The sequence below is a fragment of the Pseudomonas sp. 10B238 genome (genome assembly GCF_000970615.1).
In the GTDB taxonomy this organism is placed as follows: Bacteria; Pseudomonadota; Gammaproteobacteria; order Pseudomonadales; family Pseudomonadaceae; genus Stutzerimonas.
The window spans coordinates 215,468-228,731 of record NZ_KQ033930.1 but is presented as its reverse complement, the minus strand read 5'-3'; the positions used below and the strand labels follow the sequence as shown (position 1 = coordinate 228,731).

The window sequence follows — 13,264 nt, the reverse complement described above, 5'->3', positions numbered from 1 at the left end:
GGCTCTGAAACGCCTAGCTCGATGAGTTGCGCGCTAAACGCTGGAGGCATCTGAATGGCCCGTCGCCGCACTCACGAAGAGCCGGAGAATCACGAACGTTGGTTGGTGTCCTACGCGGATTTCATCACCCTGCTGTTTGCGTTCTTCGTGGTGATGTATTCAATCTCTTCGCTCAACGAGGGCAAATACAAGATTCTGTCCGATTCGTTGGTAGGCGTTTTCAATCAGGTCGATCGAGCGGTCAAGCCGATTCCGATCGGAGAAGAGAGACCACGTACCACTCAGCCGGATGCATCCCAGATCGACGAGCCGCAATCGTCTAAGCAGCCAGTCGATCCGCTGCAAAGCATCATGCAGAGCATGCAGGCGGCCTTTGCCGATCTGATCGATTCGAAGCAACTGACGATTCGCGGCAACGAGCTCTGGGTTGAAATCGAACTGAATTCGAGCCTGCTGTTTCCCAGCGGCGATGCGTTGCCCAACGATCACGCGTTCGATCTGCTGGAGAAGATTGCCGGGATTCTGGCGCCTTTCGATAACCCCATCCATGTCGAAGGGTTCACCGATAACCTGCCGATCAACACCGAAAAGTTTCCTACCAACTGGGAGCTTTCCGCCGCACGTGCAGGCAGTGTGGTGCGAATGCTAGCGGCCGACGGCGTCGACCCGGCACGCCTGGCCGCAGTGGGTTACGGCGAATTTCAGCCCATTGCGGATAATTCCACCGCCGAGGGCAGGGCGCGTAATCGTCGGGTGATTCTGGTTGTTTCACGCAACCTGGACGTTCGCCGCAGCGTCAGTGGCGTGGGAAGTGGGAATGCTCGACCTGTCGGGGCGGCCCCGCAACCTGGCACACAACGTGCTGTTCCTTCTGATCGTTAGGTGCCGCTCGCGGCGTCGTCAATTCTCCGTCGCCGGCCAAGGCCGAGACGGCCGATCCCGGTCTGGTTCGATCCGGATGGAAAGACACATATGAGAGTCTGGGCTGTAGCCAATCAAAAAGGAGGAGTGGGCAAGACCACCACCTCCATAGCACTTGCCGGTTTGCTGGCCGATTCGGGCAAGCGGGTCGTAGCGCTGGATCTCGACCCCCATGGCTCGATGACGAGCTATTTCGGTCATGACCCGGATAACCTCGATCACAGCGTCTTCGATCTGTTCCAGCACCAGGGCACGGTTCCCGAGGGTTTGCCTTGGCAATTGCTGCTGCCGACTAGTCATGAGCGCCTTTCCCTGTTGCCATCCAGCACGGTACTGGCGACGCTGGAGCGTCAGTCCCCCGGCCAGAACGGTCTCGGTCTGGTCATCGCCAAGAGTCTTTCTCAGCTGTGGCAGGATTTCGACTACGCCATCATCGACAGCCCGCCGCTGCTTGGGGTCCTGATGGTAAACGCGCTGGCAGCCAGCCAGCAGTTGATCATTCCGGTGCAGACTGAGTTTCTGGCCATGAAGGGCTTGGAGCGGATGGTCAGCACGCTGAGCATGATCAATCGGTCGCGCCGGCAGGCCTTGCCTTACACCATCGTGCCGACGATGTTCGATCGCCGCACTGCAGCCTCGATGAGCACACTCAGGGTTTTGCGTAATGGCTATCAGGACAACCTCTGGCAAGCCTTCATTCCGATCGATACACGTTTGCGCGATGCCAGTCGTGCCGGCCTGACGCCGTCCCAGCATGATCCGAGCAGCCGGGGCGTGCTCGCCTATCGCGCGCTGCTCAAAACTCTGCTGGCGGCTCAAGCTTCGCCGCAGGTGGCCTGAATGACGACGTACGGCCGCGTTCGCCGTTCAAGTTCGACATGGGTGCGGCCGATAGCCTATCCAGTGGGTTCGCACGAGTTGGTTCCATGAGTAGTACCGTTCTTAAAGAAAGCCGATCGCAACAGACGCTGCAGTCATATCTCGACGCCCTGTTGCAGGACGCCGTCATCGGATTGGCCGAATCGGTCAGTGCAGACGAGTTTCAGGCTGCTGTGCTCGAGGAGCAACAGCGCGATACACAGCGGGTGGTTGCGCTGCGCCCGGTTGCTCCGCCCGAACCCGAAGCTGTTGCTGTTCCGGTGATAGTCGAGGCGCAGCCGTTGCTCGAATTGCCACCCGAGTTACCCGCGAAGGCGCCGCCTGTACCAGTCGAACCCGTTGCTATTCTTGAGTCGCAGGGCCAAGCGCCGGGCGGTCCGCCAGCGATCCTGAGCCGCCAGCCAGAGTGGGGCGAGGAGCCGTTCGAGTGCCTATTGTTCGACGTGGCCGGGCTGACGCTGGCGGTGCCGCTGGTCAGTCTCGGCTCGATTTATCCACTTGCCGGGCAGGAGCTGACGCCGTTGTTCGGCCAGCCGGCCTGGTTCCTCGGCATCTTGCCGAGCCAGGCTGGCAATTTGAAAGTTCTGGATACCGCACGCTGGGTGATGGCTGAGCGGTATCGGGATGATTTCCGCGACGGACTTCAGTATGTAATTTCGGTGCAGGGCTATGAGTGGGGGCTGGCGGTACACCAGGTCAGCCGCTCGATTCGTCTGGACCCGAAGGAAGTGAAGTGGCGCACTCAGCGTACTCAGCGCCCCTGGCTCGCCGGGACGGTGATTGACCACATGTGTGCGCTGGTGGACGTGACCGCGCTCGCCGAGCTGATCGCCAGCGGTGCGACCCGACATCTCAAGGGCGTTCCGTCGTAACGACTTGAACAAACAGAGGGGCACGCAAGCGCCCCGAGTAATCGATAGAATCAACCGCCAGTGCGGTACATGAAGAGGTGGGGCTATGAAGATGACTTCCGCACAGGGTTCCGATGATCCGGTCCTGCAATGGGTAACCTTCCGTCTGGATAACGAGACCTATGGCATCAACGTGATGCAGGTTCAGGAAGTGCTGCGCTATACCGAAATCGCCCCCGTGCCGGGTGCGCCCAGCTATGTGCTGGGCATCATCAACCTGCGCGGCAACGTCGTTACGGTGATCGATACGCGCCAGCGCTTTGGTCTCGACACGGCGCCGGTATCGGACAACACCCGTATTGTCATCATAGAGGCAGACCGCCAGGTGGTCGGCATCCTGGTCGACAGCGTTGCCGAGGTGGTCTACCTGCGCCAATCGGAGATCGAAACCGCACCGAACGTCGGTAACGATGAATCCGCGAAGTTTATCCAAGGCGTGTGCAATAAGAACAATGAGCTGCTGATTCTGGTCGAACTGGACAAGATGATGAGCGAAGAAGAATGGGCGGAACTTGAGAGCATCTGAAACATGATCGCGTCGCTGGTAGCGGCGGTCGTTGCGCTTGCCTTGTGCTGCCTCGCATTGCTCGGTTGCTGCATCTGGCTGTTCCGCCGCCAGCGACAGCAGGCAGAAACGCAAGCGCTCGCAGACGCTGCCCGTGACCAGCGCATTAAGTCGCTCACCACCCGGCTGGATAACTACCTGGAAAGCAACGTTCGGATGGGCAAAGACCTGCATGAGCTGTCGCGCATCGTTGCCCCTTTGCCAGAAAAGCTGGGCCAGCTCGAGCAGCGCGATCCGAACAATTTCTCCTTTTCCCAAGCGGCCAAACTGGTTGGTATGGGTGCCAGCGTCGATGATCTGACGCAATCCTGCGGTCTGTCCCAGTCCGAAGCCGAGCTGATGCGCAAGTTGCATCAGGCGCGCCGCAATCCTGATTAGTGCCAGGAAGGTATGTCGCCGCCCTCCGGTGACAACCGTCGGCCCTCTGGCCGTGGCAGTGAACGATATGACTATTGCTTCCTCCAAACTGGACAAGGTTTCGCCATGTCTGGTGCAGGCCTGTGCCCGAGGGCTAGGAGGATGTGATGCTGCGCATTCTAATGCTGTGCCTGCTGGCGAGCCCTGGTTGGCTCTGCGCAGCGGAAGCGCCGCCGCAAGTAAACGGTGCAATGACCGTCAATGTTTATCAGGCTCGGCAGCTCCATGCGCTTGGCGCCGTGTTCATCGACGTGCGCCCGCGGCACGAGTGGGCCTGGGGTCACGTTGAAGGCGCGGTGCACATGAGTCTAGCGCGTGAATTCTTTGGGCTGTCGCGGACCGAATGGCCAAGAAGCGTCCCCCTGGTGGTCTACTGCAACAGCGAGGTCTGTCCGGCCAGTGCCGAGGCGGTTCGCCTCGCGGTCGCGTGGGGTTACCAGCAGGTGTTTTATTTCCGAGAAGGCTATTTCGCGTGGATGCTGGCTGATTTTCCTCAGGAGAAGGGCCAGATCAACAGCATCGCAACGCTTAATGCCCAGGCCCATTGAGCCGCGGGACGTCCGGTGTGTCTTTGGGACCGCTAAAGCCTGGCGGACACTTGCCTTTCAGGTACCAGGCGAAGGCGATGATTTCGGCGATGGTGCGATAGAGCGCTTCCGGAATCGCATCGCCCAGTTCCAGGCGCGCCAGCAATTTAACCAGTTCGGCATTTTCGTAGATCGGCACGTCGTGTTCGCGGGCGATCGCCAGTATCGCTTCGGCCAATTCGTCGTCCCCCTTCGCTGAAAGGGTTGGTGCGGTGGCGCCATCATAGGTGAGAGCGATGGCCTGGCGCGGTGTGCTGGTGATCATGCGGTTTCATCCACGAAGCGTTGATCCAATGAAGTACGCGGCCCCTGAGGCGGCGTTCCCTGCCGGCAGGCTAATTCGCCGACGTTCAACCCGGCCGTGACCAGGCGTTGGCGTAGGTGCTCGAGCTCTGCCGAGATCAGCTCGGCGGTACCGCTGCGTTCGGCCCAGATCTGGCTCGAAAGGTTACCCTGAAACAATTGTGCCTGGACTTGCAGCGGGCCGAGGGGAGCGACATCGAATGCGAGCTCGACCTTCCACACCGTTTCCGGTTTGTCCTTGCGGTTTTGCTGAGACTCGTCTTCACGTTGGAATTTCACCTGCAGTGGGACGATATCGCGCTGGTCGCGCATCGGCACCTCAAGCTGCCAGGTTGTGACCTGGGTACCGTCCGGGTTGGTCTGTGTCTGGGCAAGGCTGGACAACTGATGTGTCTGTAGCCGCGACACTGCAGCCGCGGCCAGTTTCAGCAGAATCTCAAGGTCGGCTTCTTCATCGGCGTTGGGCAACAGCCGGCTCGGCAACGGGAAGTTTTGCGCCAACTGGCGCGGATTTGGCTGGCCAAGCGCACCGAGTGCATTACGGGCGAAAGCCGGCAGAGCCTGGCCGAGGTTTGCACCGGCCTGCGCCGCTGTTAGCGGCCCTCCACCCGGCAGGCCCGGTAATTGCGCGATTAGGCGTAGCAGAGCGGCTTTCATGTCTGTCGGCAAATTGCTTGCTTCGCCACGCAGAAGACTACTTTCGAGAAACACCCCGCTGCGCGCCAATGCCTGCGCCAACGTCTTGGCATCGCCAAGCTGTTGCATATCCGGCACCAGGCCGAGCAGCCGCTCGGCTGCCCCGCGCAACTGGTCGGGCAGAGCCGAGCTGGATCCGAGCGCGCTGAGCAGCCCCTCAATCGAGCCTTGGCGACCATGCTGCGCGGTCAGCTGTTGACCTAGCACCAACTGATCGAGGCGGCCACTCAGTGGCACGAAAGCCAACGACTGGTCGCCCTGAACGCGTGCTGTGATCAGGCTGCCCGGCGCGAGCGGCATAGCCGATTCAACGTTGAGCTTCTGTCCAGCGAGCGGCGAATTGAGCAGAGTGATCACGACCTTGAAAAGAACCTTACCGTCCTGCTGGGTCTGCTGGCTGGCCGTCACCTTGCCTTGCACCACGCTGCCCATTGGCAGTTGCGAAAGATCAATGCTGCTTTGCGGCTGGCGATGGCCGGGCTGCAGCGTGGCCATCAGTCGCGAATCGGACACGGCGGTAATGAGCAGGGCGGCTCCGGGGGTGGCAGCCTTCGGGCTGGTCGTTTCGACCGTTGCCTGTCGTCCGTTGGTCAGGGTCAGGCGCAGCGTCAGCTGAAAGCTCTGCAACGCCTCCTTGATACTGATGACTTCCGCCTCGGCACTCTCGCCAGCGGCAAGCAGTCCCTGCATCGGCTGTAGCAATTTCAACGCGAGGTCAGCAGGCGCCACTGCCGGGCGAGCTGGACCAGCGGCGGGGATTGCCTGAGTGCTTTTGATCTCGGTCATCTTACTTAAATGCTCTTACAACCTTTCTACGTTGTGGTCTTTGGCGCCAGGGTTCGGCATGTATAATTCCGCCGCCCGCCCGCCCGCCCGATCACGATGTAGCGGCCGGGCTCCTTTCATCTTGAGGTTGCCCTAGCGTGTCCAGTCCCTTTCTTGAAACTGTGGCGCTTTCCTGCGAGCGAGACTGGCGCCTGCTGTTCGAGAGGTTAGACCTGCAGATCGTCAAAGGGGAAATGTTGCAGATCGCCGGCCCCAATGGCAGCGGCAAGACAAGCTTGCTGCGGTTGCTGTCTGGCTTGATGCAGCCAACCGCCGGGGAGGTCTTGCTACAGGGGAAAACGTTAGAAAGCCAGCGCGGCGAATTGGCCCGCAATTTGTTGTGGATCGGTCATGCGGCTGGCATCAAGGGCTTGCTAAGCGCCGAGGAAAATCTCACCTGGCTATGCGCATTGCATCAGCCGGCGTCGCGTGATGCCATCTGGCAGGCGATCGATGCTGTGGGACTGCGCGGTTTCGAAGACGTGCCCTGCCATACGCTCTCCGCCGGTCAACAACGCCGGGTTGGGTTGGCCCGGCTGTACCTATCGCCGCCCCCTTTGTGGATTCTCGATGAGCCCTTCACGGCGCTCGATAAGGGTGGCGTGGCCCAGCTTGAACGGCATCTGGCGACCCACTGCGAACAAGGCGGCATGGTCGTGCTGACCACTCATCATTCGCTCGTTGAGAAACCCGCGGGCTTCCGCGAGATCGATCTGGGGCAGCGAGCCGCATGAACAACGTCTTTACGCTGTTGCTGGCTCGCGAAAGTCGGCTGTTGTTCCGTCGACCGGCAGAACTGGCCAATCCATTGGTGTTCTTTGCCCTCGTCATCGCTCTGTTCCCGCTGGCGGTCGGTCCTGAGTCGCAGCTGTTGCAGACTATTTCGCCCGGGCTGATCTGGGTCGCCGCGTTATTGGCAGTGCTGCTTTCGCTGGACGGCCTGTTTCGCAGTGATTTCGAAGACGGATCGCTTGAGCAGTGGGTCGTTTCGCCGCACCCCTTGGCGCTTCTGGTTCTCGCCAAGGTGCTGGCACACTGGATGTTCTCCGGGTTGGCGCTGGTGCTTCTGGCGCCGCTGCTGGGCCTCATGCTGGGCATGCCGGTCAGCGCACTGCCGGTGCTGCTGATGTCGCTGCTGCTAGGTACGCCGGTGCTGAGCCTGTTGGGGGCAGTCGGGGCGGCCTTGACCGTCGGGCTCAAGCGCGGCGGTTTGCTGCTGGCGCTGCTTATCCTCCCGCTATATATCCCCGTTTTGATCCTGGGCAGCGGAGCATTGCAGGCAGCCCTGCAAGGGTTGCCTGCGCTCGGTTATCTGTTGTGGCTTTCCAGCTTGACTGCCCTGGCAGTTACCCTGACACCCTTTGCAATAGCGGCCGGCCTGAGAATCAGCGTCGGCGAATGACGGATTGGCAGAATGTTTCTATCCAATAGCGGAACGCAGTTAGCCGATGCGAGGCGAGCGGTTATCGCAACGATGGGTTTCATGATTCCGAACAAGCGGCGGTTGCCCGGTTTCGGCGCAGTATCGGCAAACGTAGCAGGCGTGAGGCAGGCTCTATGAACTGGACATGGTTCCACAAGCTGGGTTCGCCTAAATGGTTCTACGGCATCAGCGGTCGTTGGCTGCCATGGTTGACCTGGGCCGCATTGTTGTTGGTTGGGGTCGGGGTGGTCTGGGGCTTGGCGTTTGCCCCGCAGGATTATCAACAGGGCAACAGTTTCCGGATCATCTATATCCACGTTCCGGCAGCGTTTCTAGCACAGTCTATTTATGTGATGCTGGCGGTGGCGGGACTGGTCGGGCTGGTGTGGAAAATGAAGCTGGCCGACGTTGCACTCCAGCAAGCGGCGCCCATTGGTGCCTGGATGACCTTCATCGCGCTGGTCACCGGTGCGGTGTGGGGCAAGCCCACCTGGGGGGCTTGGTGGGTGTGGGATGCACGTCTGACTTCGATGCTGATCCTGCTGTTTCTGTATTTCGGCATCATTGCGCTGGGGCAGGCCATTACCAATCGAGACAGCGCAGCCAAGGCTTGTGCCGTGCTCTCGATCGTGGGAGTAGTGAACATCCCGATCATCAAATATTCGGTGGAATGGTGGAACACGCTTCACCAACCGGCCACCTTCACCGTGACGGAAAAGCCGGCCATGCCGATGGAAATGTGGCTGCCTCTGCTGGTTATGGTGCTGGGCTTCTACTGTTTCTTTGCGGTGGTTCTGCTGATGCGCATGCGCCTCGAGGTGCTACGGCGTGAGTCGAGAAGCAGCTGGGTCAAAGCGGAAGTGAAAGCACTGGTGGGTAAAGCATGAATTTTTCGTCGTTTTCGGAATTCATCGCCATGGGTAACCATGGTCTGTACGTCTGGACGTCCTACGGCATCAGCCTGGCGGTTCTGATTCTCAACGTGGCGCTGCCAGTCATGGCGCGTCGGCGTTATCTGCAAGACGAGGCGCGTCGTTTGCGCCGGGAGGAAATGAAGTGAATCCTGTGCGCAAGAAGCGTCTGTTCATCATTCTGGCGATTCTGGCTGGCGTCGGTGTTGCGGTAACGCTGGCATTGTCCGCCCTGCAAGAGAATATCAACCTGTTCTACACACCGACGCAGATCGCGGCAGGCGAAGCGCCTGAAGGCACACGAATTCGGGCAGGCGGTATGGTCGAAGAGGGCTCGGTACAACGCAGTAACGATTCGCTGACGGTGACCTTTCGTGTCACCGATTATGCCGAAGCGGTCACTATCCAGTACCAGGGGATCTTGCCTGATCTGTTTCGTGAGGGGCAGGGCATCGTTGCCTTGGGGCGCGTGAACGCGGATGGCGTCCTGGTCGCTGATGAAGTGCTGGCCAAGCATGACGAAAACTACATGCCGCCTGAAGTCACCGCAGCGCTGGAGAAAAGTGGCAAGAGCAAGCCCTATAGCGGTGGCGAGCAGGAGTATGCGAAATGATCCCTGAACTCGGTCATCTCGCGATGATTCTGGCGCTGTGTCTGGCCGTTGTGCAGGGCACGCTGCCGTTGATCGGTGCCTGGCGCGGCGACAGCCAATGGATGGGGCTGGCGCAACCGGCCGCCTGGGGCCAGTTTTCATTTTTGGCGTTTTCTTTCGCCTGTCTCACCTATGCCTTCATGGTGGACGATTTCTCCGTTGCCTACGTGGCGCAGAATTCCAACAGCGCTTTGCCCTGGTACTACAAGTTCAGCGCCGTATGGGGCGCGCACGAGGGCTCGCTATTACTGTGGGCGTTCATTCTGGCCGGCTGGACCTTCGCGGTTGCGATCTTCTCGCGCCAGTTGCCGGAGGACATGCTGGCGCGGGTGTTGGGTGTAATGGGTCTGATCAGCATCGGCTTTTTGCTGTTCCTGATCGTCACGTCGAATCCGTTCGAGCGGCTGCTGCCGCAGGCGCCGATGGACGGGCGAGATCTCAACCCGCTGCTTCAGGACTTCGGGCTGGTGGTGCATCCACCCATGCTCTACATGGGCTATGTCGGCTTCTCGGTAGCCTTTGCGTTCGCCATCGCCGCATTGCTCGGTGGACGTCTGGATGCGGCCTGGGCGCGCTGGTCGCGCCCTTGGACGTTGATCGCCTGGGCCTTTCTGGGGACCGGTATCGCCCTGGGTTCTTGGTGGGCCTACTATGAGCTCGGCTGGGGCGGCTGGTGGTTCTGGGATCCGGTAGAAAACGCATCCTTCATGCCGTGGTTGGTGGGCACCGCTTTGATCCACTCGCTGGCGGTTACGGAAAAGCGTGGCGTGTTCAAAAGCTGGACCGTCTTGCTGGCAATCGCTGCCTTCTCGCTCAGCTTGCTAGGCACTTTTCTGGTCCGCTCTGGGGTGCTTACGTCGGTACATGCCTTCGCCACTGACCCGGCGCGCGGCGTCTTCATTCTGGCTTTTCTTCTGGTCGTGATCGGCGGCTCGCTCACGCTGTTCGCACTGCGTGCGCCGGTTGTAAAGAGCCAGATCGGTTTTGGCCTGTGGTCGCGTGAAACGCTGCTGCTGGTAAATAACCTGCTGTTGGTCGTTGCCACCTCGATGATCCTGCTGGGCACCTTGTATCCGCTGCTGCTAGACGCACTATCCGATACCAAGCTTTCGGTCGGCCCGCCTTATTTCAACGCGATGTTCCTGCCGCTGGTTGGCGCCCTGATGCTTGCCCTTGGTGTGGGCGTGCTGGTGCGCTGGAAGAACACGCCGGTCAAATGGTTGATCGGCATGCTGACCCCCGTGCTGATCACCAGCGCCGTTCTTGGCGGTCTGGGCTCGATGCTCTTCGGTGACTTCCACTGGGCTGTGCTGGCTGTATGCATGCTTGCCGGCTGGGTGGTGAGCGCTGGTGTGCGCGATATCCTCGACAAGACCCGCCACAAGGGATTGCTGAAGGGATTGCGTAGCCTTGCGCCGAGTTACTGGGGCATGCAGCTAGCGCATTTCGGTCTGGTGGTCTGCGCGTTGGGTGTGGTGCTGACGAGTCAGCAGAGCGACGAGCGCGATCTGCGCCTGGCTCCAGGCGAGTCGCTGCAGCTCGGTGGTTACAGTTTCGTGTTCGACGGTGCCAAGCACTTCGAAGGTCCCAACTTCACCTCTGACAAAGGCACCATTCGCGTCTTCGAAGGTGACAAGCAGGTGGCGACACTGTATCCGGAGAAACGCCTCTACACCGTGCAACAGATGCCGATGACCGAAGCGGGCATTGACGCGGGCTTCACTCGGGATCTCTACGTGGCGTTGGGTGAGCCGCTGGAAAACGGTGCTTGGGCGGTCCGGGTGCATATCAAGCCGTTCGTGCGCTGGATCTGGTTAGGTGCGCTGATGATGTCGCTGGGGGGCGTGCTGTCGGTGAGCGACAAACGTTACCGGGTGAAGGTCAGGACCCGTGTACGTGAGGCGCTCGGTTTGGCGCAGCAAGGAGCCTGAGATGAAAAGATTGTTGATGTTGCTACCGCTGGCGATTTTCCTACTCGTCGCCGTGTTTCTTTATCGCGGTCTGTTTCTGGACCCGACCGAGTTGCCATCGGCGTTGATCGGCAAGCCGCTGCCTTCGTTCTCGCTGCCCTCGGTCGAGGATCCCCAGAGGGTCGTTACCGCCGAGGACATTAAGGGCAAGCCAGCGTTGGTTAACGTTTGGGCAACCTGGTGCGTCGCCTGCAAGGTCGAACACCCAGTGTTGAACAAGCTTGCAGAGCAGGGCGTGGTCATCCATGGCGTCAATTACAAGGATGACAATGCGGCAGCGCAGAAATGGCTTAAAGACTTTCACGATCCCTACCAGCTGAACATTCGCGACGAGCAGGGCAGCTTGGGGCTGGATCTGGGTGTGTATGGTGCGCCCGAAACCTTCTTCGTCGACAAGCAGGGCATCATCCGTCACAAGTATGTCGGCGTCATAGACGAGCGTGTGTGGCGTGAACAGCTTGCCGCGCTTTATCAACAACTGGTGGACGAATGAAGCAGCTGATTCAGGGGCTTCTGCTGACTCTCTGTCTGCTGGGCAGCGCGTCGGCGGCGATTGATGCCTACGAGTTCAAAAACGAGGCCGAGCGCGAGCGGTACCGGACGCTGGTGGAAGAGTTGCGCTGTCCGAAGTGCCAGAACCAGAACATTGCCGATTCCAATGCGCCGATCGCCATGGACCTGCGCCGTGAAATCTACCGCATGCTGGAAGAGGGGCAGAGCAACGAGCAGATCGTCGACTACCTGGTCGCCCGTTACGGCGACTTCGTTCTCTACAAACCGCCCGTCAATGCCAAAACGCTTGTTCTCTGGTATGGACCGATTGTCCTGCTGGTGATTGGATTCGCCGTCTTGGCGTTCATCCTGATACGTCGTCGCCGTGCGTCCGATAAGCCCGCGTCGAACACCCTTACCGAGGCCGAGCGTGAGCGCCTGGCCACGTTGTTGGATAGAAAAGAACCATGATCGATTTCTGGATAGGTGCAGGCCTGTTGCTGTTGGCCGCCCTGGCGTTCCTGCTGCTGCCGTTGTTGCGTGGGCGTGGTGTACAGGCCGAAGAAGACCGGACGGCGTTGAATGTCGCGCTTTACCAGGAGCGGCTTGGAGAGCTGGCGGCGCAACAGGCGGCCGGAACCCTTGATTCAGAACAGCTCGAGGCCGGGCGCGCCGATGCAGCGCGCGAGTTGCTTGATGACACCGAGGGCACCACCACTACTCGCCACAATAACCATTTGGGTCGGGCTGTGCCGCTGATTGCGGCTATCCTTGTGCCGTTGGTTGGATATGGTCTCTACCTGCACTGGGGTGCGAGCGACAAGCTGCAGTTGGCGCGGGAGTTCACTGAGCAGCCCGCGACGATGGAAGAGATGGTCGGACGGCTGGAGCGCGCAGTGAAGGCTCAGCCCGAGTCCGCGGAGGCCTGGTATTTCCTGGCCAAGACCTATATGAGCCGAGAGCGCCCAGCGGATGCTGCTACCGCATTCGAGCAGGTCGTCAAGCTGGCGGGGCGTCAGCCGGAACTCCTGGGTCAGTGGGCGCAGGCGCTCTATTTCGCTGGTGACCGTCAATGGTCCAAGCAGCTGCAACAGCTGACCGACGAGGCATTACGTGGTGATCCACACGAGGTCACTAGCCTCGGGCTGTTGGGTATCGCGGCCTACGAAGAAGAACGGTTCGCGGAGGCGATAGGGTTTTGGGAGCGGTTGGTGGCAACGCTGCCTGCTGAAGATCCATCGCGTGATGCCATTCAGGGCGGTATCGCTCGTGCGCGCGAGCAGCTCGGCGAGTCGGCTCCGGCGAGCGTGACCAAACCGGCCGGCGAGATGGTTGCCGAGACCGGGGCGGGACTGACGGTCGAAGTGCAACTGGCTGCCGAGGTGGTCGACAAGGTTCGACCGACCGATGCCGTATTCATCTTCGCCCGTGCGTTGTCCGGCCCGCCGATGCCCTTGGCTGTGAAACGTATAACGGTTGCCGATTTACCCGCGACGGTTAACTTGAGTGATGCAGATGCAATGACTCCACAGCTTCGATTGTCCAACTTTGAACAAGTCAGATTGTTCGCCCGCGTATCCCGAGATGGGAACGCTACTCGCGGTGAGTGGCAAGGCAGTAGCGAACCGTTGGCGCCGGATGATGCGGATGCGGTCAAGCTGACTATCGACCAACCTGTAGCACCCTGATCGCAGGGGTTCGGGAGACGACTG

The 13,264-nt window shown here is 60.1% G+C and carries 17 protein-coding genes; 15 read left to right on the top strand and 2 right to left on the bottom strand.

The window, feature by feature from the left end; genetic code table 11:
- The first annotated feature begins 54 nt into the window (after positions 1 to 54).
- From motD to RT21_RS07860, 6 genes are all read left to right on the top strand, one after another.
- On the top strand, positions 55 to 882 hold the full coding sequence (motD, locus tag RT21_RS07885; RefSeq protein WP_046162292.1) for a flagellar motor protein MotD: 828 nt from the start codon (positions 55 to 57) through the stop codon (positions 880 to 882).
- Between the two features lie 90 nt (positions 883 to 972).
- Positions 973 to 1,761: a ParA family protein gene (locus tag RT21_RS07880; protein WP_045425780.1), complete on the top strand. Its 789-nt coding sequence runs from the start codon at positions 973 to 975 to the stop codon at positions 1,759 to 1,761.
- A gap of 86 nt (positions 1,762 to 1,847) precedes the next feature.
- On the top strand, positions 1,848 to 2,672 hold the full coding sequence (locus tag RT21_RS07875) for a CheW domain-containing protein (protein WP_046162291.1): 825 nt from the start codon (positions 1,848 to 1,850) through the stop codon (positions 2,670 to 2,672).
- 85 nt (positions 2,673 to 2,757) lie between these two features.
- Positions 2,758 to 3,237, top strand: a complete 480-nt coding sequence (locus RT21_RS07870; RefSeq protein WP_019340623.1) for a chemotaxis protein CheW — start codon at positions 2,758 to 2,760, stop codon at positions 3,235 to 3,237.
- Between the two features lie 3 nt (positions 3,238 to 3,240).
- Positions 3,241 to 3,654, top strand: coding sequence for a DUF2802 domain-containing protein (locus RT21_RS07865; RefSeq protein ID WP_046162290.1), 414 nt, complete (start codon positions 3,241 to 3,243; stop codon positions 3,652 to 3,654).
- 146 nt (positions 3,655 to 3,800) lie between these two features.
- Entirely contained in the window at positions 3,801 to 4,241 is a 441-nt protein-coding gene (locus RT21_RS07860) for a rhodanese-like domain-containing protein (protein WP_046162289.1), read from the top strand.
- Here RT21_RS07860 and RT21_RS07855 read toward each other — a convergent pair.
- Together RT21_RS07855 and RT21_RS07850 are read right to left on the bottom strand one after the other, a co-directional pair.
- Complete coding sequence (locus RT21_RS07855; RefSeq protein WP_046162288.1) at positions 4,222 to 4,545, bottom strand: EscU/YscU/HrcU family type III secretion system export apparatus switch protein; 324 nt, start codon at positions 4,543 to 4,545, stop codon at positions 4,222 to 4,224. The genes RT21_RS07860 and RT21_RS07855 overlap by 20 nt on opposite strands.
- Positions 4,542 to 6,065: a flagellar hook-length control protein FliK gene (locus RT21_RS07850; RefSeq protein WP_046162287.1), complete on the bottom strand. Its 1,524-nt coding sequence runs from the start codon at positions 6,063 to 6,065 to the stop codon at positions 4,542 to 4,544. The genes RT21_RS07855 and RT21_RS07850 overlap by 4 nt, the downstream gene beginning before the upstream one ends.
- Positions 6,066 to 6,202: 137 nt before the next feature.
- Here RT21_RS07850 and ccmA point away from each other — a divergent pair, with 137 nt between their 5' ends.
- From ccmA to ccmI, 9 genes are all read left to right on the top strand, one after another.
- Entirely contained in the window at positions 6,203 to 6,838 is a 636-nt protein-coding gene (gene ccmA, locus RT21_RS07845) for a cytochrome c biogenesis heme-transporting ATPase CcmA (protein WP_046162286.1), read from the top strand.
- The gene (ccmB, locus tag RT21_RS07840; RefSeq protein WP_046162285.1) at positions 6,835 to 7,506 is read left to right on the top strand and encodes a heme exporter protein CcmB; all 672 of its coding nucleotides are present in this window, start codon (positions 6,835 to 6,837) and stop codon (positions 7,504 to 7,506) included. Before ccmA ends, ccmB begins: the two co-directional genes overlap by 4 nt.
- A 155-nt stretch (positions 7,507 to 7,661) precedes the next feature.
- Positions 7,662 to 8,414 (top strand): heme ABC transporter permease, encoded by a 753-nt coding sequence (locus RT21_RS07835; RefSeq protein WP_046162284.1) that lies wholly within the window; start codon positions 7,662 to 7,664, stop codon positions 8,412 to 8,414.
- Complete coding sequence (ccmD, locus tag RT21_RS07830; RefSeq protein ID WP_045425807.1) at positions 8,411 to 8,587, top strand: heme exporter protein CcmD; 177 nt, start codon at positions 8,411 to 8,413, stop codon at positions 8,585 to 8,587. Before RT21_RS07835 ends, ccmD begins: the two co-directional genes overlap by 4 nt.
- A complete protein-coding gene (gene ccmE / locus RT21_RS07825; protein WP_045425810.1) occupies positions 8,584 to 9,051 on the top strand; it encodes a cytochrome c maturation protein CcmE in 468 nt (155 codons plus the stop codon). The genes ccmD and ccmE overlap by 4 nt, the downstream gene beginning before the upstream one ends.
- On the top strand, positions 9,048 to 11,021 hold the full coding sequence (locus RT21_RS07820) for a heme lyase CcmF/NrfE family subunit (protein WP_046162283.1): 1,974 nt from the start codon (positions 9,048 to 9,050) through the stop codon (positions 11,019 to 11,021). Before ccmE ends, RT21_RS07820 begins: the two co-directional genes overlap by 4 nt.
- Before the next feature lies 1 nt (position 11,022).
- Positions 11,023 to 11,553: a DsbE family thiol:disulfide interchange protein gene (locus RT21_RS07815; protein ID WP_046162282.1), complete on the top strand. Its 531-nt coding sequence runs from the start codon at positions 11,023 to 11,025 to the stop codon at positions 11,551 to 11,553.
- Positions 11,550 to 12,023, top strand: coding sequence for a cytochrome c-type biogenesis protein (locus RT21_RS07810; protein WP_046162281.1), 474 nt, complete (start codon positions 11,550 to 11,552; stop codon positions 12,021 to 12,023). The genes RT21_RS07815 and RT21_RS07810 overlap by 4 nt, the downstream gene beginning before the upstream one ends.
- Positions 12,020 to 13,240: a c-type cytochrome biogenesis protein CcmI gene (ccmI, locus tag RT21_RS07805; protein WP_046162280.1), complete on the top strand. Its 1,221-nt coding sequence runs from the start codon at positions 12,020 to 12,022 to the stop codon at positions 13,238 to 13,240. The genes RT21_RS07810 and ccmI overlap by 4 nt, the downstream gene beginning before the upstream one ends.
- The last annotated feature ends 24 nt before the right edge of the window (positions 13,241 to 13,264 follow it).